Origin of the sequence: Lelliottia sp. JS-SCA-14, from assembly GCF_035593345.1 — a bacterium.
GTDB lineage: Bacteria > Pseudomonadota > Gammaproteobacteria > Enterobacterales > Enterobacteriaceae > Enterobacter > Enterobacter wanjuensis.
Genome location: NZ_CP141606.1, coordinates 2980714 through 2997499 on the forward strand (window position 1 = coordinate 2980714; position 16786 = coordinate 2997499).

The window sequence follows — 16786 nt, forward strand, 5'->3', positions numbered from 1 at the left end:
TTCCTTGCCGGAGCATCACGCGTCAGGCAGATATTTGCTGCACAGCTGTTTTTTGTAATCCTGATAGCGCCCCGCCGCATTTTTACTGGTGGTCACCACCCAGCTAAAAGCGTTATCGGAGTGCTTAATGTCGATCAGTTCCGCCGTCGGCTCGCGGCCAATGTTCATTTGCTCAACGGGCGTTAAGGCATCGACGGAGAATGAGAGCGCAATTTGATCGAGGAACCACTCGGCCTTCTCGCTTGCCAGGTTGACGTCGATAAAGTGGCCGACAGCGGCGAAGTATTTTTTCGAGATCGCGCCGCCGCGGGTATAGACGAATCCGGCCGGGATCTGCTCCCACAGGGGCAGACCGTCGTGGTGCGAGACGATCAGTTCGTTATCCTGGTAGCGCGCTTTCACCTCAGCCCAGGATTTTCTCACCAGGCAGTCGGCATCCAGGACCATGATCGGCCCGTTAATTTTCTCAAGCGCGTGGCTCAGGAAGATAAAGCGGCGGCAGGCGTAGTGCACATTCACGGCCTGGACCGCGGCAAAGTATTCGCTGCTGAGCGACAGATTCAGCCCCGGCAGCGTCTTACCCAGCCCCTGCAGATGCGAAATCATCTCCGCATCGCAGTTATAGATATGGAAATGGACGTTCAGATCGCTGCCGTTAGTCTCATAAATCGAGAGCAGCAGCGCGACGGCGTGCTGATAGTAGTAACCCTTGTCACAGGCCACCATCACCGTGGTTTTACCGTTATCTTCTGGGGCGATAAGCCATTCGTAGCGCGACGCATCGAGCTTCGGCGCGGGTAAACTCAGCGGGCGGAAGTCGATAAATGAATCCGGGAAACCGCCGAGCTTATAGATGCTGCACACCACCATGATCAGCGTCATGCGATCTTCGCCAATCAGGTCGGCATTCGCCGTGAGCTGCTGAACAATCACCAGCGCCTGGTTGTAATCCTCTTCCATCAGACAGATGAGCAGCAGGATTTTCAGCACGCTCGGGATTTCGCTGAGTGTTGAAAGGTTGTTGGTGATCAGGAACAGCACCGAGTCAATTTCGTTGACGCGGAACAGGATCTGAATGGAGGCGACCAGGAAATGGACACTGTTTGAAAGCTGCATCGCCTCAACGACCTGGCTTGTGATCAGCGCGATGGTTTCGGCTGACAGTGGCACTTGCTGCCCGTCCGAGCGGCTATCAAAGGCGCCGTTCGCCAGCGCGACCGCGCTCATCATCAGCTTGATAGCGCGATCCTGATCGGGATCTAACTCGGTTTCCGCCGCGTTCAGCATGCCTTCCAGCGAACGAAGATCGGCGTTGGCGTAGTTGAGGATCTCCACCACGATATGGGCTGGCAGGGCATCGGCTTCAGGCAGATAGATTTCACGGGTGAATACATCCCGATAATATTGGTGCATGGCTCTGGTGCGAGCGTAAGTTGTCATAGTGATGTATTAACCTGTGATAATGCGTTTTTTAACCGATTCTGCAGAGGTTGAAAGGTTATCACTGCGGGGGCAACCATAATGGCGGGAACAAAACCTAAATCAGCGCCTTATTTTCGAGTTTAGAAATGCGCGTCGCTGACGTTATTCATCTTTCAGGGGCAAAAAAAAAGGCTGCTGTTTCCAGCAACCCTTTCTTAAGAATTTTGCGAAATTAACGCAGCAGGGACAGCATCGCCTGAGGAACCTGGTTCGCCTGAGACAGCACAGAAGTACCAGCCTGCTGCAGGATCTGCGAGCGGGACATGTTGGAAACTTCGGTCGCGTAGTCAGCATCCTGGATACGGGACTGTGCCGCAGACAGGTTGTTGATGGAGTTGTTCAGGTTGTTGATGGTAGATTCGAAACGGTTCTGAATCGCACCCATGTTAGAACGTGCGGTATCGATTTTCGCGATAGCGGCGTCAGCAGCAGAGATCACGGTCTGCGCAGAGGAGTTGCCTGCGATAGAGGTGCTCAGGGTGCTGCTCAGGGTACCGGAAGTGGCGTTGATCAGCGCAGAGCTGTCAATTGCGATGGTGTCGTTAGAAGAAACACCTGCGCCAACCTGGATTTTCAGAGCGGTAGAAACAGAGCCGTTCAGCAGGTTTTTGCCGTTGAAGTTCGCGCCGCCAGCGATACGGTCAATTTCAGACAGACGCTGGGTGATTTCCGTGTTGATGGAGTCCAGGTCAGTCGTGCCGTTGGTGTCGTTCGCTGCCTGTACGGCCAGTTCACGGATACGCTGTAAGTTGGTGTTGATCTCGTTCAGGTTACCTTCCGCGGTCTGCACCAGGGAGATACCGTCGTTGGCGTTACGCGCCGCCTGAGTCATGCCTTTAACCTGAGAGGTCATACGGTTAGCAATCGCCTGACCAGCAGCATCGTCTTTAGAGCTGTTGATACGCAGACCAGAAGAAAGACGCTCGATGGCGGTGCCCAGAGAAGACTGAGATTTGTTCAGGTTGTTCTGAGTCGTCAGGGACAACAGGTTGGTATTGATAACTGCCATGATTAAATTCCTTAGTTAGGTTTGCAGGGTCGGTGCCTGTCACTTACGGCGTCTCACACCGTTATTACAGTTATCGACGGCATGAACTAAGACTTTAGATATTTTGTAAAAAAAAGATCGAAGTCCCGCAGACCTAAAAAAGGGCTGCTGTTTCCAGCAACCCCTTTGTTCTTTCTGCGAAATTAACGCAGCAGAGACAGCATCGCCTGAGGAACCTGGTTCGCCTGAGACAGCACTGAAGTACCGGCCTGCTGCAGGATCTGCGAGCGGGACATGTTGGACACTTCGGTCGCGTAGTCAGCATCCTGTACGCGGGACTGTGCTGCAGACAGGTTGTTGATGGAGTTATTCAGGTTATTGATGGTTGATTCGAAACGGTTCTGAATCGCACCCATGTTAGAACGTGCGGTATCGATTTTCGCGATAGCGGCGTCAGCGGCAGAGATGACGGTCTGTGCTGAGGCGTTGTTGCTGATCGCCGTGCTCAGGGTGGAGCTCAGGGTACCGGAAGTGGCGTTGATCAGCGCCGTGCTGTCAATCGCGATGGTGTCGTTAGAAGAAACACCCGCACCTACCTGAATTTTCAGGGAAGTAGACACAGAACCGTTCAGCAGGTTTTTGCCGTTGAAGTTCGCGCCGCCAGCGATACGGTCAATTTCAGACAGACGCTGGGTGATTTCCGTGTTGATGGAGTCCAGGTCGGTTGAGCCGTTGGTGTCGTTCGCGGCCTGTACGGCCAGTTCACGGATACGCTGTAAGTTGGTGTTGATCTCGTTCAGGTTACCTTCCGCGGTCTGCACCAGGGAGATACCGTCGTTGGCGTTACGCGCCGCCTGAGTCATACCTTTAACCTGGGAGGTCATACGGTTAGCAATCGCCTGACCCGCTGCATCGTCTTTAGAGCTGTTGATGCGCAGACCAGAAGACAGACGCTCGATAGCGGTACCCAGAGAAGACTGAGATTTGTTCAGGTTGTTCTGAGTGGTCAGGGACAACAGGTTTGTATTGATAACTGCCATGATTAAATTCCTTCAATTTAGTTTTATAAGTCAGTGCCAGGCACTCGCGGCGTCTCTCACCGTTATTAAGATTATCGACGTATTAAGGGAAGACTTTAGATATTTCGCTAAAAATAATTCGCCCTCTTTGGTTTATTTACTTAATAAAAATTAGATTCACCAAATTTATTAATAAATAATATGCAAAAAAAAGGGCTGCTGTTTCCAGCAACCCTTTTGGATATTTCTGCGAAATTAACGCAGCAGAGAGAGCATCGCCTGAGGAACCTGGTTCGCCTGGGACAGAACAGACGTACCGGCCTGCTGCAGGATCTGCGAGCGGGACATGTTGGAGACTTCGGTCGCGTAGTCAGCGTCCTGTACGCGGGACTGTGCCGCAGACAGGTTGTTGATGGAGTTATTCAGGTTGTTGATGGTTGATTCGAAACGGTTCTGAATCGCACCCATGTTAGAACGTGCGGTATCGATTTTCGCGATAGCGGCGTCAGCTGCGGAAATAACGGTCTGAGCCGTGGAGTTGCCCGCGATAGTGGTGCTCAGGGTGGTGCTCAGAGAACCGGAAGTGGCGTTGATCAGCGCAGTGCTGTCAATCGCGATGGTGTCGTTAGAAGACACACCTGCGCCTACCTGGATTTTCAGGGAAGTAGACACAGAGCCGTTCAGCAGGTTTTTGCCGTTGAAGTTTGCGCCGCCAGCGATACGGTCGATTTCAGACAGACGCTGGGTGATTTCCGTGTTGATGGAGTCCAGGTCAGTTGTGCCGTTGGTGTCGTTCGCGGCCTGTACGGCCAGCTCACGGATACGCTGTAAGTTGGTGTTGATCTCATTCAGGTTACCTTCCGCGGTCTGCACCAGGGAGATACCGTCGTTGGCGTTACGTGCCGCCTGAGTCATACCTTTAACCTGAGAGGTCATACGGTTAGCAATCGCCTGACCCGCTGCATCGTCTTTAGAGCTGTTGATACGCAGACCAGAAGACAGACGCTCAATAGCAGTGCCCAGAGAAGACTGTGATTTGTTCAGGTTGTTCTGAGTGGTCAGGGACAACAGGTTGGTATTAATAACTGCCATGATTGAATTCCTTCAAATAAGTTTTAAAAGTCAGTGCCAGGCACCTGCGGTATCTCTCACCGTTATTAAGGTTATCGACGAATAAGGGAAAGACTTTAGCTATTTCACTAAAAATAGATCCCCCCCATCTTTTTATTTCCCTAATAAAAATTAATTTCACCTAAATTAATAAAAAACCGCAGGCAAAAAAAAAGGGCCGCTGTTTCCAGCAACCCTTTTCGATATTTTTGCGAAATTAACGCAGCAGGGACAGCATCGCCTGAGGAACCTGGTTCGCCTGAGACAGCACAGAAGTACCCGCCTGCTGCAGGATCTGCGAGCGGGACATGTTAGAGACTTCGGTCGCGTAGTCAGCATCCTGGATACGGGACTGAGCCGCAGACAGGTTGTTGATGGAGTTGTTCAGGTTGTTGATGGTGGACTCGAAACGGTTCTGAATCGCACCCATGTTAGAACGTGCGGTATCGATTTTCGCGATAGCGGCGTCAGCAGCAGAGATCACGGTCTGCGCTGAGGAGTTGCCCGCGATAGTGGTGCTCAGGGTGCTGCTCAGGGTACCGGAAGTGGCGTTGATCAGCGCAGAGCTGTCAATTGCGATGGTGTCGTTAGAAGAAACACCTGCGCCAACCTGGATTTTCAGAGCGGTAGATACAGAACCGTTCAGCAGGTTTTTGCCGTTGAAGTTCGCGCCGCCAGCGATACGGTCGATTTCAGACAGACGCTGTGTGATTTCCGTGTTGATGGAGTCCAGGTCAGTCGTGCCGTTGGTGTCGTTCGCGGCCTGTACGGCCAGCTCACGGATACGCTGTAAGTTGGTGTTGATCTCGTTCAGGTTACCTTCCGCGGTCTGCACCAGGGAGATACCGTCGTTGGCGTTACGCGCCGCCTGAGTCATGCCTTTAACCTGAGAGGTCATACGGTTAGCAATCGCCTGACCCGCTGCATCGTCTTTAGAGCTGTTGATACGCAGACCAGAAGACAGACGCTCAATAGCAGTGCCCAGAGAAGACTGTGATTTGTTCAGGTTGTTCTGAGTGGTCAGGGACAGCAGGTTGGTGTTAATAACGGCCATGGTTCGATTCCTTTAATGTAGTGTTATGAGTCGGTACCGGTCACTCACGGCAGCTCTCAGCGTTATTAAGGTTATCGACGAACTGGAGAAAGACTTTAGACCTTTCGCTAAAAATAGATCGCTATCAGGGGCGGACTTCTCTGACAAAAATGAGCGGCAGTGGGGCTGGTGAAAAACGATAAAAAAAGGGCCGCTGTTTCCAGCAACCCTTTGTTAAAGATTCTGCGAAATTAACGCAGCAGGGACAGCATCGCCTGAGGAACCTGGTTCGCCTGAGACAGCACTGAAGTACCCGCCTGCTGCAGGATCTGCGAGCGGGACATGTTGGACACTTCGGTCGCGTAGTCAGCATCCTGGATACGGGACTGGGCCGCAGACAGGTTGTTGATGGAGTTGTTCAGGTTGTTGATGGTGGATTCGAAACGGTTCTGAATCGCACCCATGTTAGAACGTGCGGTATCGATTTTCGCGATAGCGGCGTCAGCAGCAGAGATGACGGTCTGTGCAGAGGAGTTGCCCGCGATGGTGGTGCTCAGGGTGGTGCTCAGAGAACCGGAGGTGGCGTTGATCAGCGCAGAGCTGTCAATTGCGATGGTGTCGTTAGAAGAAACACCTGCGCCAACCTGAATTTTCAGCGCGGTAGATACAGAACCGTTCAGCAGGTTTTTGCCGTTGAAGTTCGCGCCGCCGGCGATACGGTCGATTTCAGACAGACGCTGGGTGATTTCCGTGTTGATGGAGTCCAGGTCAGTCGTGCCGTTGGTGTCGTTCGCAGCCTGCACGGCCAGCTCACGGATACGCTGTAAGTTGGTGTTGATCTCGTTCAGGTTACCTTCCGCGGTCTGCACCAGGGAGATACCGTCGTTGGCGTTACGCGCTGCCTGAGTCATGCCTTTAACCTGAGAGGTCATACGGTTTGCAATCGCCTGACCAGCAGCATCGTCTTTAGAGCTGTTTATGCGCAGACCAGAGGACAGACGCTCGATAGCGGTGCCCAGAGAAGACTGAGATTTGTTCAGGTTGTTCTGAGTGGTCAGGGACAGCAGGTTGGTATTAATAACGGCCATGGTTCGATTCCTTCAATATAGTGTTATGAGTAAGTGCCGGTGACTCACGGCGTCTCTCAGCGTTATGAAGGTTATCGACGGGTCTGAATAAGACTTTAGAACTTAAGTCAGAAAAATTATAACTATTTGTATTTAATGCGTTTTAAATCCTGTAAATGCCTCATCATTCTCTTCAGATGTTAATTCAACAGGTGTACTAAGCTAAATTATTAATCCACGCTTAACTCTCTTGCCCTTCCCTTCTTTATACCTCCAGACCGCAATAGAGGCATATGACCGCATCGTTGCGCGTTATTCCGTCGATAATTTTTTTAACTAAAACGTAAACTATCTCCAGAAGTCGCCGATAAGTATCTGAAACTACCATTGGCTAAAGGAAATGAATTAATGGCAAGTACAATCACTACCTCAGGGGCGACGATAACCAGCATGGGGGTCGGCTCTGGACTGGACCTGAGTTCGCTGTACACGAACCTTGAGACAGCGGAAAAAACGAAGCTCAATACCATTACCACGCAGCAGTCTTCCTTTAATGCGCAGCTGAGTGCCTTTAGTAAACTGCAAAGCGCGATGCAGAACCTGAACACCGCGACTGCGGCTCTGGCCAAGAACGATACCTGGAACGCTGCCACCATTGGTTCGACCAATACCGCGTTCAGCGCCACCACCACGGCAGGTGCGGCAGTGGGTTCGTATTCGGTTCAGGTTAAAGCGCTGGCTAAAGCACAGGTATTGACCACTGACAGCCAGACCAGCTCAACCGCACTGCTGGGCAGCACCACAGGTACCACGCGTACTCTGACAATTTCTCAGCCAGGCATTGATAAGCCGATCAGCGTAACGCTGGAAGACGGTGACACCAGCCTGAGCGGCATCGCTAACGCGATCAACAAAGCGAATGGCGGCGTCAACGCAACGGTCGTTAAAGCCAAAGACGGTGCGTTTACGCTGATGCTGGCATCAAAAACCACCGGCACCGCGAACGACATGACGGTCTCCGTGACCGGCGATGATGCGCTTCAGAACATCATTGGTTTTGATTCATCCACCCACACCGGTGCCATGAATCAGCAAACGGCTTCGCAAAACGCCAAAGTGGTGGTGAACGACATCGAAATCGAGCGTTCAACCAACACCATCAGCGATGCGCTGCCGGGCGTGACCTTAAGCCTGAAGGCAGAAAGCACCAAGAGTGAAAATCTGGATGTTACCCGCTCTACCGATGCCACCAAAAAAGCGGTAAACGACTGGGTCACCTCCTATAACGCCCTGCAGTCCACCATCGCCACGGTCACCAAGTACGTGAAAGTGGATGCCGGCGCCGATCAGTCCACCAGCAATGGTGCGCTGCTGGGTGATAACACCGTGCGTTCCGTACAGTCTCAGCTGCGCAGCCTGCTGACTAACGTACAGGACGGGGCGTTCTCGATTATGGCTCAGCTGGGCGTGACGCAGGATCCAACCGTGGGTGCCGATGGCTCCATGGGCAACCTGAAAGTCGACGACGCCAAACTGACCAAAGTGCTGAGTGAAAGCCCGGATGCCGTACAGGCCTACTTCGTGGGCGACGGTAAAAAGACCGGTCTGGCGACGCAGATGTCCACGGTACTCACCGGGATGCTCAGCACCACAACCGGTAAAGAAGGGATCATCAAGAACGCCACCGACGGGATCAACAGTACGCTGAAGTCTCTGGATCAGCGCTACACCGCGATGGAAGCCAGTATTGATGCCACCATGGCGCGTTATAAAAGTCAGTTCACTAACCTGGACACCATGATGAGCAAGCTGAATAACACCGCCGCTTACCTCACCAAGCAATTTAGTTCTTAGCGGTTAAGGAACGTATATGTATGCACAAAACGGCGCCCGAGCCTATCAGCAGGTCGGGCTGGAGAGCGCGGTTCTGAGCGCAACTCCACATCAGCTTGTGGTCATGCTTTTCGACGGGGCACTTAGTGCCCTGGTTCGCGCCCGGCTTTTCCTCGAAGAGGGGAAAATTGCCGAGAAAGGTGAAGCCTTATCGAAAGCGATCAACATTATCGATAATGGCTTAAAAGCGGGACTGAACATGGAGGTTGATAGCGAGTTGCCTGGCAACCTCGCTGCACTGTACGACTACATGGTTCGACGTCTGTTACACGCTAACCTGCGTAATGACGTCGAGGCCATTGTCGAGATCGAGGGTATATTAAATAACATTGCGGATGCGTGGAAACAGATAGGCCCGACCGTTTCCTCTCTCCAGGATAAATTTTGATGACGAATCCCAGCACCGCTCTTAACGACTGGCAGGCCCTGCACAGCCTTAGCCTGGCGATGTTAAAACTTGCTCATTCCGGCCAGTGGGATGAGCTCATCGCCCACGAAATCTCCTATGTGCAGTTGGTTGAACGCATCTCGCAGAATTCTATACCATCTGCTCATGCGGCCCAGATTGAACAGGCGCGATACCTGTTAGAGATGGTGCTGAAAAATGAGAAAGAGCTAAAAGAGCTGCTGGCTATCCGCATGGATGAGCTGCGTAATCTCATCGACCAAACGACGAAACAACAGTCCATAACTTCGGCCTATGGCAAGCTTTCCGGAAATATTCTTTATCCAGAAAGTCTGACTCGCGATAACCAACTATGATTTCATCATCCATACTCCAGAAGTCAGCCTAACGGCTTCTGGAGCACGGAAGATGAAAAACCCCACTCTGTTACAATGTTTTCACTGGTATTACCCCACTGGCGGCGAGCTGTGGCGGGAAGTGACGGCGCTGGCCCCCAATCTCAACGAAATCGGCATCAACATGATCTGGCTGCCCCCGGCTTACAAAGGGGCATCGGGCGGGTATTCCGTCGGATATGACTCTTACGATCTGTTCGATCTCGGTGAGTTTGATCAAAAAGGGTCTGTCGCCACCAAATACGGCGATAAAGCGCAGCTGCTGGAGGCCATCGACGCCTTAAAAAGCAATGAGATCGCCGTACTGCTCGACGTGGTAGTGAACCACAAAATGGGCGCGGATGAGAAAGAGTCGATTCGCGTGCAGCGAGTGAATGAGCAGGACCGGACGCAGATTGATGATGAGATCATCGAATGCGAAGCCTGGACCCGCTACACCTTCCCCGTCCGGGGCGGGAAATACTCCGAGTTTATCTGGGATTTCAAATGCTTTAGCGGCATCGACCATATTGAAAACCCCAACGAAGTCAGCATTTTCAAAATCGTCAATGATTACAGCGGCGACGGCTGGAACGATCAGGTCGACGACGAGATGGGCAATTTCGATTACCTGATGGGCGAAAACATCGATTTTCGCAATCACGCGGTAACGGAGGAGCTGAAATACTGGGCGCGCTGGGTGATGGAGCAAACCCATTGCGACGGTTTTCGTCTCGATGCGGTGAAGCATATTCCGGCCTGGTTCTATAAAGAGTGGATTGAACACGTGCAGGAAGTGGCACCCAAACCCCTGTTTATTGTGGCGGAATACTGGTCCCACGAAGTTGATAAACTCCAGCAATACATCGAGCAGGTCGAGGGCAAAACCATGCTCTTCGATGCCCCGCTGCAGATGAAATTCCACGAAGCCTCCCGTCAGGGGCGCGACTACGATATGAGTCAGATCTTCACCGGTACGTTGGTGGAGGCGGATCCGTTCCATGCCGTGACGCTGGTCGCCAACCACGACACCCAGCCCTTGCAGGCGCTGGAGGCACCGGTGGAAGCCTGGTTTAAACCGCTGGCCTATGCCCTGATTTTGCTGCGCGAAAACGGCGTGCCGAGCGTGTTCTATCCGGATCTGTTTGGCGCGAGCTATGAAGATACCGGCGGCGACGGGGAAACTTATCCTATCGTGATGCCGGTTATCGAGCAGCTCCACGAGCTGATCCTCGCCCGCCAGCGTTTCGCCCACGGCGTGCAGACGCTGTGGTTCAATCATCCCAACTGTATTGCCTTCAGCCGCAGCGGTACCGATGAAGATCCGGGCTGCGTGGTGGTGATGTCCAACGGGGACGACGGTGAAAAAGTGCTGTGTCTCGGGGAGAATTACGGCAACAAGAGCTGGCGTGATTTTCTCGGCAACCGGGAAGAGAGTGTCACCACCGCCGCCGACGGCGAAGGGACATTCACCTGCAAAGGCGGGAGCGTGAGTATCTGGGTGATGGAGGAAGTGTTGTAGTTTGGGGGAGTGTGCCGGGTGGCGGCTACGCCTTACCCGGCCTACGTTTCGATTTTGTAGGCCGGGTAAGCGCCAGCGCCACCCGGCAAAAAAACCTTACTTCACCGCACTCTCAAGCGGGTTCTTGCTCAGGTAATCCGCGCACTCCACCGTCGGACGGTCGACGCGCTGCAGTTCCATGCCGTCATATTCCAGCGTGTTGCCATCAAGTTCGAGCGGATAGATATCCAGCTTGCGGGTCACGTTGTAATAACTGTCAGACCGCAGCATGATTTTACCCGGCACCGCCACCACGCGCTGCCACTGACGACAATCCAGGGTATCCCCCTGCTCTGTCACCACCAGCGTCGCAATCGCTTCCGGGCTGACCATTTTGCTTTGCGGTCCTTTAGACTGCCAGTAACCCGCCAGATGAGCAGGGACTGGATGCTTGATGACATCCTGATAATTATCGACCTGCACACAACCGGTTAACGCCAGCAGCGCGCCAACCACAATACTTTTTTTCATCATCTTTCCCGCCTGCGAAGAAAAAAATATTGTGGCATTAAAGCGTTAAAGCTTCCAGCGTAAGATAACAATCGTGCAGGGACTACACCTGCATGTTCATCACTTCCTGATAAGCCGTCACCAGCTTATTACGCACCTGAATCCCCATCTGCAGAGAAACCGATGATTTTTGCAAATCGGTCATCACATCGTTCAGCGCCACACCGGGTTCGCCGAGGGTAAACTTCTCTGCCTCCGCGCGCGCAGCGTTTTGCGTGTCGCTGATGCGATCGAGCGCGGCGTGCAGTTGTCCTGCAAAGCTGACCGTCGATTGCGTGTCCGCCGAAACGTCCTGATTACGGGCCGTCATCGCCGTTGCCTGCAGCTGGCTGATCACCCCTTCAATGCCTTGTATTGCCATGACTCTCCCCTGGATGGTTTTTTACGAGGACAAGACTAGCACCTTGTCAATGGGATAATGGCGGTAAATAGCGACAAAAAACCAGGTTATTTGACGAATCGAAAATCCGGATTCATCAAATAATAGCTCGGCCATATATATGGAACTTTTGTCGTGTTTGCCGACCCGGGAGTTAGTTTTGTTTCACTACACGAATAACATCATCCACCACGAGCCACGAGGTGCGCTATGACTGCGACAGCATCTGCAGCACCGCAAAACAAATCGCTTGAGTGGATGAACCGCCTGCGTGCGAACCCTAAAATTCCGTTGATCGTAGCCGGCGCTGCCGCTATTGCGATTCTCGTGGCGATGGTCCTGTGGGCGAAAAGCCCGGACTATCGCACCCTTTATAGCAACCTGTCCGATCAGGACGGCGGGGCTATCGTCACCCAGCTGACCCAGATGAACATCCCTTACCGCTTTGCGGATAACGGTGTGCTGGAAGTGCCTGCGGATAAAGTCCACGAACTGCGCCTGCGCCTCGCCCAGCAAGGTCTGCCGAAAGGCGGCGCGGTTGGGTTTGAGCTACTGGATCAGGAAAAGTTCGGTATCAGCCAGTTTAGCGAGCAGATCAACTACCAGCGTGCGCTGGAAGGCGAACTGGCCCGCACTATCGAAACGCTTGGCCCGGTGAAAACCGCCCGCGTGCATCTGGCGATGCCAAAACCGTCCCTGTTCGTGCGCGAACAAAAATCGCCGACAGCGTCGGTGACCGTGAATCTGGAACCTGGCCGTGCGCTGGACGAAGGCCAGATCAGCGCGATCACCCACCTGGTCTCCAGCGCCGTTGCTGGCCTGCCGCCGGGTAACGTCACCGTGGTGGATCAGAGCGGTCACCTGCTGACTCAGTCCAACACCAGCAGCCGCGATCTGAATGATGCGCAGCTGAAATATGCCACCGACGTGGAAAGCCGCGTCCAGCGTCGTATCGAAGCGATCCTCGGTCCTATCGTGGGTAACGGCAACGTCCACGCTCAGGTCACCGCGCAGATCGACTTTGCGAATAAAGAACAAACCGAAGAGCAGTACAGCCCGAACGGCGATGCGTCTCAGGCAGTTATGCGTTCGCGTCAGCTGAACACCACCGATCAGATCGGCGGCCAGAATCCTGGCGGCGTTCCGGGTGCGCTGTCGAACACCCCTGCCCCGGCTAACACTGCGCCGATTTCCACGCCTCCGGCGAATCAGCAGAACGGCCAGCAGAATGCGGCGCAGACCACCTCGACGGCGGCGGCAAACACCGGTCCACGCAACTCAAGCCGTAACGAGACCACGAACTACGAAGTGGATCGCACCATCCGTCACACCAAGATGAACGTGGGCGACGTGCAGCGTCTCTCCGTTGCCGTGGTGGTGAACTACAAAACGCTGCCGGACGGAAAACCGCTGCCGCTGACCACCGATCAGATGAAGCAGATCGAAGACCTGACCCGTGAAGCGATGGGCTACTCCGAAAAACGCGGTGACACCCTGAACGTGGTCAACTCTCCGTTCACCGTCACTGACGAATCCGGTGGTGAGCTGCCATTCTGGCAACAGCAGTCGTTCATCGACCAGCTGATGTCCGCAGGCCGCTGGTTACTGGTCCTGATTGTTGCCTGGATTATCTGGCGTAAAGCCATCCGTCCACAGCTCAACCGCCGTGCGGAAGTGCTGAAAGCTGAACAAGAAAACATGAGCGTTCGTCAGGAAACTCAGGAAGCCGTTGAAGTTCGCCTGAGCCGTGACGAACAGCTGCAGCAACGCCGCGCCAACCAGCGCATGGGCGCTGAGGTCATGAGCCAGCGTATTCGCGAAATGTCTGATAACGATCCACGCGTCGTCGCGCTGGTGATCCGCCAGTGGATGGGTAACGAAGATGAGTAACCTTAGCGGTAAAGATAAAAGCGTCATCCTGCTGATGACCATCGGTGAAGATCGTGCGGCGGAGGTGTTCAAACACCTCTCCCAGCGCGAAGTTCAGATCCTCAGTGCGGCGATGGCGAACGTGCGTCAGATCTCCAACCAGCAGCTGACGGAAGTGCTGGCCGAGTTTGAGCAGGAAGCGGAACAGTTCGCGGCGCTCAACGTCAACGCCAACGACTACCTGCGTTCGGTCCTGGTCAAAGCCCTGGGCGAAGAGCGTGCTGCCAGCCTGCTGGAAGATATTCTGGAAACACGCGATACCGCCAGCGGCATCGAAACGCTCAACTTTATGGAGCCGCAGAGTGCCGCCGACCTTATTCGCGACGAGCACCCACAGATCATCGCCACCATCCTGGTGCACCTCAAACGCAGCCAGGCGGCAGATATTCTGGCGCTGTTCGACGAACGTCTGCGTCACGATGTGATGCTGCGTATCGCCACCTTCGGCGGCGTCCAGCCGGCGGCGCTGGCGGAGCTGACCGAAGTGCTGAACGGCCTGCTCGACGGCCAGAACCTCAAGCGCAGCAAAATGGGCGGCGTGAGAACCGCAGCCGAAATTATCAACCTGATGAAATCGCAGCAGGAAGAGGCCGTTATGTCGGCGGTGCGCGAATTCGACGGCGAGCTGGCACAGAAAATTATCGACGAGATGTTCCTGTTCGAAAACCTGGTCGAAGTCGACGATCGCAGCGTCCAGCGCCTGCTCCAGGAAGTGGATTCCGAATCCCTGCTTATCGCCCTCAAAGGGGCCGAGCAGCCGCTACGCGAGAAATTCCTGCGCAACATGTCTCAGCGTGCGGCGGATATCCTGCGCGACGACCTTGCCAACCGTGGCCCGGTTCGTCTGTCTCAGGTGGAAAACGAACAGAAAGCGATCCTGCTTATCGTACGTCGTCTGGCCGAAACCGGCGAGATGGTGATTGGCGGCGGAGACGATGCGTATGTCTAAGGAGTTGCCGTGGAAGCGCTGGACTCCTGACGATCTGGCCCCGCCGATGGCGGAGTTTATGCCTGCCCTGCTGCCCTCCTCTTCCAGCGAAGAGAGCGCAGACGAAGATGTCCCGGAGCTGAGCGAAGAAGAGCAGCGCGCGCAGATGCTGGCGCATCTGCAAATGCAGGCGCATGAGCAAGGCTATAACGCGGGCATGAATGAAGGTCGCCAGCTTGGCCACCAGCAGGGTTACGAAGAAGGCAAAGCCCAGGGCCTTGAGAAAGGTCTTGAGGAGTCACGCCAGCAGCAGGCCCCGGTCCATGCGCGGATGCAGCAGCTGGTGAGCGAGTTCCAGAACACGCTCGATGCGCTCGACAGCGTCATCGCCTCACGCCTGATGCAGATGGCGCTCGAAGCGGCACGCCAGGTGATTGGTCATACGCCGGTGGTCGATAACTCGGCGCTAATTAAACAGATTCAGGGCTTGCTGCAACAAGAACCTTTGTTCAGCGGCAAACCGCAGCTGCGCGTCCATCCGGACGATCTGCAGCGCGTCGAAGAGATGCTGGGCGCCACGCTGAGCCTGCACGGCTGGCGTCTGCGCGGCGATCCGTCGCTGCATCACGGCGGGTGTAAAGTCTCCGCTGATGAAGGCGATCTGGACGCCAGCGTCGCCACGCGCTGGCAGGAACTGTGCCGCCTGGCCGCACCGGGAGTTGTCTGATGACCGCCCGTCTGACGCGCTGGCTGAACACGCTCGACAACTTTGAAACGAAGATGGCGCAACTGCCATCTGTTCGTCGTTATGGTCGTCTGACCCGTGCCACCGGGCTGGTGCTGGAAGCCACCGGCTTACAGCTGCCGCTCGGCGCAACCTGCGTGATTGAACGCCAGGACCAGAACGAAACGCGCGAAGTCGAAAGCGAAGTCGTCGGCTTCAACGGCCAGCGCCTGTTTTTGATGCCCCTCGAAGAGGTGGAAGGCATTCTGCCCGGCGCGCGCGTGTACGCGAAAAACAACTCCGGCGACGGGCTGCACAGCGGTAAGCAATTACCGCTCGGTCCGGCGCTGTTAGGCCGTGTCCTCGACGGCGCAGGGAAACCGCTCGACGGACTGCCCGCGCCGGACACCACCGAAACCGGGGCGCTGATCACTCAGCCGTTTAACCCGCTGCAACGTACCGCCATCGAACACGTGCTGGATACGGGCGTACGCCCAATCAACGCCCTGCTGACCGTCGGTCGCGGACAGCGTATGGGTCTGTTCGCCGGTTCCGGTGTCGGTAAATCGGTACTGCTCGGGATGATGGCGCGTTACACCGAGGCCGACGTGATTGTCGTGGGGCTGATCGGGGAACGTGGCCGCGAAGTTAAAGATTTTATCGAGAACATTCTCGGGGCCGATGGCCGCGCGCGTTCGGTGGTAATCGCCGCTCCGGCGGATGTCTCCCCGCTGCTGCGTATGCAGGGTGCCGCCTACGCCACCCGTATTGCTGAAGATTTTCGCGATCGCGGCCAGCACGTGCTGCTGATCATGGACTCCCTGACCCGCTACGCGATGGCTCAGCGTGAAATCGCGCTGGCAATCGGCGAACCCCCGGCGACCAAAGGCTATCCGCCGTCGGTGTTTGCCAAACTGCCTGCGCTGGTTGAACGCGCAGGGAACGGAGTGAGCGGCGGCGGTTCGGTCACCGCGTTTTACACGGTCCTGACCGAAGGCGATGACCAGCAGGACCCGATTGCCGACTCGGCGCGTGCGATCCTCGACGGTCACATCGTGCTTTCCCGTCATCTGGCGGAAGCGGGCCACTATCCGGCGATCGACATTGAAGCCTCAATCAGCCGTGCGATGACCGCGCTGATTAGCGAAAAACATTACGCCCGCGTGCGTAACTTTAAACAACTGCTTTCCAGCTTCCAGCGTAACCGCGATCTGGTGAGCGTCGGGGCCTATGCCAAAGGCAGCGACCCGATGCTTGACAAGGCGATTGCGCTTTGGCCACAGCTGGAGGCGTTCTTGCAACAAGGTATTTTTGAACGTGCCGACTGGGAAGATTCTCTCCAGGCTTTGGATCTGATATTCCCGCAGGTGTAACACAGGTGGA

The 16786-nt window shown here is 54.8% G+C and carries 16 protein-coding genes; 8 read left to right on the plus strand and 8 right to left on the minus strand.

Annotated elements, in window-relative coordinates:
• Positions 1-15: 15 nt before the first annotated feature.
• The 6 genes from U9O48_RS13995 to U9O48_RS14020 form a co-directional block, all read right to left on the minus strand.
• Positions 16-1440, minus strand: a complete 1425-nt coding sequence (locus tag U9O48_RS13995) for a hypothetical protein (protein ID WP_324722676.1) — start codon at positions 1438-1440, stop codon at positions 16-18.
• A gap of 214 nt (positions 1441-1654) precedes the next feature.
• Positions 1655-2491, minus strand: a complete 837-nt coding sequence (locus U9O48_RS14000) for a flagellin (protein WP_282495412.1) — start codon at positions 2489-2491, stop codon at positions 1655-1657.
• A gap of 182 nt (positions 2492-2673) precedes the next feature.
• A complete protein-coding gene (locus U9O48_RS14005; protein WP_282495411.1) occupies positions 2674-3510 on the minus strand; it encodes a flagellin in 837 nt (278 codons plus the stop codon).
• 234 nt (positions 3511-3744) lie between these two features.
• Positions 3745-4581 carry a flagellin gene (locus U9O48_RS14010; protein WP_282495410.1) on the minus strand — a complete coding sequence of 279 codons (837 nt, stop codon included), beginning with the start codon at positions 4579-4581 and terminating at the stop codon, positions 3745-3747.
• Between the two features lie 235 nt (positions 4582-4816).
• Positions 4817-5653: a flagellin gene (locus U9O48_RS14015; protein ID WP_324722677.1), complete on the minus strand. Its 837-nt coding sequence runs from the start codon at positions 5651-5653 to the stop codon at positions 4817-4819.
• A gap of 230 nt (positions 5654-5883) precedes the next feature.
• Positions 5884-6720 (minus strand): flagellin, encoded by an 837-nt coding sequence (locus U9O48_RS14020; protein WP_282495408.1) that lies wholly within the window; start codon positions 6718-6720, stop codon positions 5884-5886.
• 387 nt (positions 6721-7107) lie between these two features.
• Between U9O48_RS14020 and fliD the strand changes: the two genes are divergently transcribed.
• The 4 genes from fliD to amyA are packed head-to-tail and all read left to right on the plus strand — an operon-like array spanning position 7108 to position 10894.
• Positions 7108-8553 carry a flagellar filament capping protein FliD gene (gene fliD, locus U9O48_RS14025; RefSeq protein WP_324722678.1) on the plus strand — a complete coding sequence of 482 codons (1446 nt, stop codon included), beginning with the start codon at positions 7108-7110 and terminating at the stop codon, positions 8551-8553.
• Positions 8554-8569: 16 nt separating this feature from the next.
• The gene (gene fliS / locus U9O48_RS14030; protein ID WP_282495406.1) at positions 8570-8980 is read left to right on the plus strand and encodes a flagellar export chaperone FliS; all 411 of its coding nucleotides are present in this window, start codon (positions 8570-8572) and stop codon (positions 8978-8980) included.
• Positions 8980-9354, plus strand: coding sequence for a flagella biosynthesis regulatory protein FliT (gene fliT / locus U9O48_RS14035; RefSeq protein ID WP_282495405.1), 375 nt, complete (start codon positions 8980-8982; stop codon positions 9352-9354). Before fliS ends, fliT begins: the two co-directional genes overlap by 1 nt.
• A 52-nt stretch (positions 9355-9406) precedes the next feature.
• Positions 9407-10894, plus strand: a complete 1488-nt coding sequence (amyA, locus tag U9O48_RS14040) for an alpha-amylase (RefSeq protein ID WP_324722679.1) — start codon at positions 9407-9409, stop codon at positions 10892-10894.
• A gap of 96 nt (positions 10895-10990) precedes the next feature.
• Here the strand turns inward: amyA and yedD are convergent, their stop codons facing one another.
• The gene (yedD, locus tag U9O48_RS14045; RefSeq protein WP_324724406.1) at positions 10991-11404 is read right to left on the minus strand and encodes a lipoprotein YedD; all 414 of its coding nucleotides are present in this window, start codon (positions 11402-11404) and stop codon (positions 10991-10993) included.
• An 82-nt stretch (positions 11405-11486) separates the two neighbouring features.
• The gene (gene fliE, locus U9O48_RS14050; RefSeq protein ID WP_282495403.1) at positions 11487-11804 is read right to left on the minus strand and encodes a flagellar hook-basal body complex protein FliE; all 318 of its coding nucleotides are present in this window, start codon (positions 11802-11804) and stop codon (positions 11487-11489) included.
• A gap of 228 nt (positions 11805-12032) precedes the next feature.
• Here fliE and fliF point away from each other — a divergent pair, with 228 nt between their 5' ends.
• Genes fliF through fliI form a run of 4 tightly spaced genes read left to right on the plus strand, consistent with a single transcriptional unit; the run spans position 12033 to position 16776 of the window.
• Positions 12033-13712, plus strand: a complete 1680-nt coding sequence (fliF, locus tag U9O48_RS14055; RefSeq protein WP_282495402.1) for a flagellar basal-body MS-ring/collar protein FliF — start codon at positions 12033-12035, stop codon at positions 13710-13712.
• Positions 13705-14700 carry a flagellar motor switch protein FliG gene (fliG, locus tag U9O48_RS14060; protein ID WP_282495401.1) on the plus strand — a complete coding sequence of 332 codons (996 nt, stop codon included), beginning with the start codon at positions 13705-13707 and terminating at the stop codon, positions 14698-14700. The genes fliF and fliG overlap by 8 nt, the downstream gene beginning before the upstream one ends.
• Positions 14693-15406, plus strand: a complete 714-nt coding sequence (gene fliH / locus U9O48_RS14065; RefSeq protein WP_282495400.1) for a flagellar assembly protein FliH — start codon at positions 14693-14695, stop codon at positions 15404-15406. The genes fliG and fliH overlap by 8 nt, the downstream gene beginning before the upstream one ends.
• Positions 15406-16776, plus strand: coding sequence for a flagellar protein export ATPase FliI (gene fliI, locus U9O48_RS14070; protein ID WP_282495399.1), 1371 nt, complete (start codon positions 15406-15408; stop codon positions 16774-16776). Before fliH ends, fliI begins: the two co-directional genes overlap by 1 nt.
• Positions 16777-16786 lie beyond the last annotated feature (10 nt).

What these genes read in the sequence shown, in the direction of transcription:
- U9O48_RS14010 (WP_282495410.1), bottom strand. Translation starts at nt 4,581, where the DNA reads ATGGCAGTTATTAATACCAACCTGTTGTCCCTGACCACTCAGAACAAC.
- fliD (WP_324722678.1), top strand. Translation starts at nt 7,108, where the DNA reads ATGGCAAGTACAATCACTACCTCAGGGGCGACGATAACCAGCATGGGG.
- fliT (WP_282495405.1), top strand. Translation starts at nt 8,980, where the DNA reads ATGACGAATCCCAGCACCGCTCTTAACGACTGGCAGGCCCTGCACAGC.
- U9O48_RS14000 (WP_282495412.1), bottom strand. Translation starts at nt 2,491, where the DNA reads ATGGCAGTTATCAATACCAACCTGTTGTCCCTGACGACTCAGAACAAC.
- yedD (WP_324724406.1), bottom strand. Translation starts at nt 11,404, where the DNA reads ATGAAAAAAAGTATTGTGGTTGGCGCGCTGCTGGCGTTAACCGGTTGT.
- fliF (WP_282495402.1), top strand. Translation starts at nt 12,033, where the DNA reads ATGACTGCGACAGCATCTGCAGCACCGCAAAACAAATCGCTTGAGTGG.
- fliG (WP_282495401.1), top strand. Translation starts at nt 13,705, where the DNA reads ATGAGTAACCTTAGCGGTAAAGATAAAAGCGTCATCCTGCTGATGACC.
- U9O48_RS14020 (WP_282495408.1), bottom strand. Translation starts at nt 6,720, where the DNA reads ATGGCCGTTATTAATACCAACCTGCTGTCCCTGACCACTCAGAACAAC.
- U9O48_RS14005 (WP_282495411.1), bottom strand. Translation starts at nt 3,510, where the DNA reads ATGGCAGTTATCAATACAAACCTGTTGTCCCTGACCACTCAGAACAAC.
- U9O48_RS13995 (WP_324722676.1), bottom strand. Translation starts at nt 1,440, where the DNA reads ATGACAACTTACGCTCGCACCAGAGCCATGCACCAATATTATCGGGAT.
- fliE (WP_282495403.1), bottom strand. Translation starts at nt 11,804, where the DNA reads ATGGCAATACAAGGCATTGAAGGGGTGATCAGCCAGCTGCAGGCAACG.
- fliH (WP_282495400.1), top strand. Translation starts at nt 14,693, where the DNA reads ATGTCTAAGGAGTTGCCGTGGAAGCGCTGGACTCCTGACGATCTGGCC.
- amyA (WP_324722679.1), top strand. Translation starts at nt 9,407, where the DNA reads ATGAAAAACCCCACTCTGTTACAATGTTTTCACTGGTATTACCCCACT.
- fliS (WP_282495406.1), top strand. Translation starts at nt 8,570, where the DNA reads ATGTATGCACAAAACGGCGCCCGAGCCTATCAGCAGGTCGGGCTGGAG.
- U9O48_RS14015 (WP_324722677.1), bottom strand. Translation starts at nt 5,653, where the DNA reads ATGGCCGTTATTAACACCAACCTGCTGTCCCTGACCACTCAGAACAAC.
- fliI (WP_282495399.1), top strand. Translation starts at nt 15,406, where the DNA reads ATGACCGCCCGTCTGACGCGCTGGCTGAACACGCTCGACAACTTTGAA.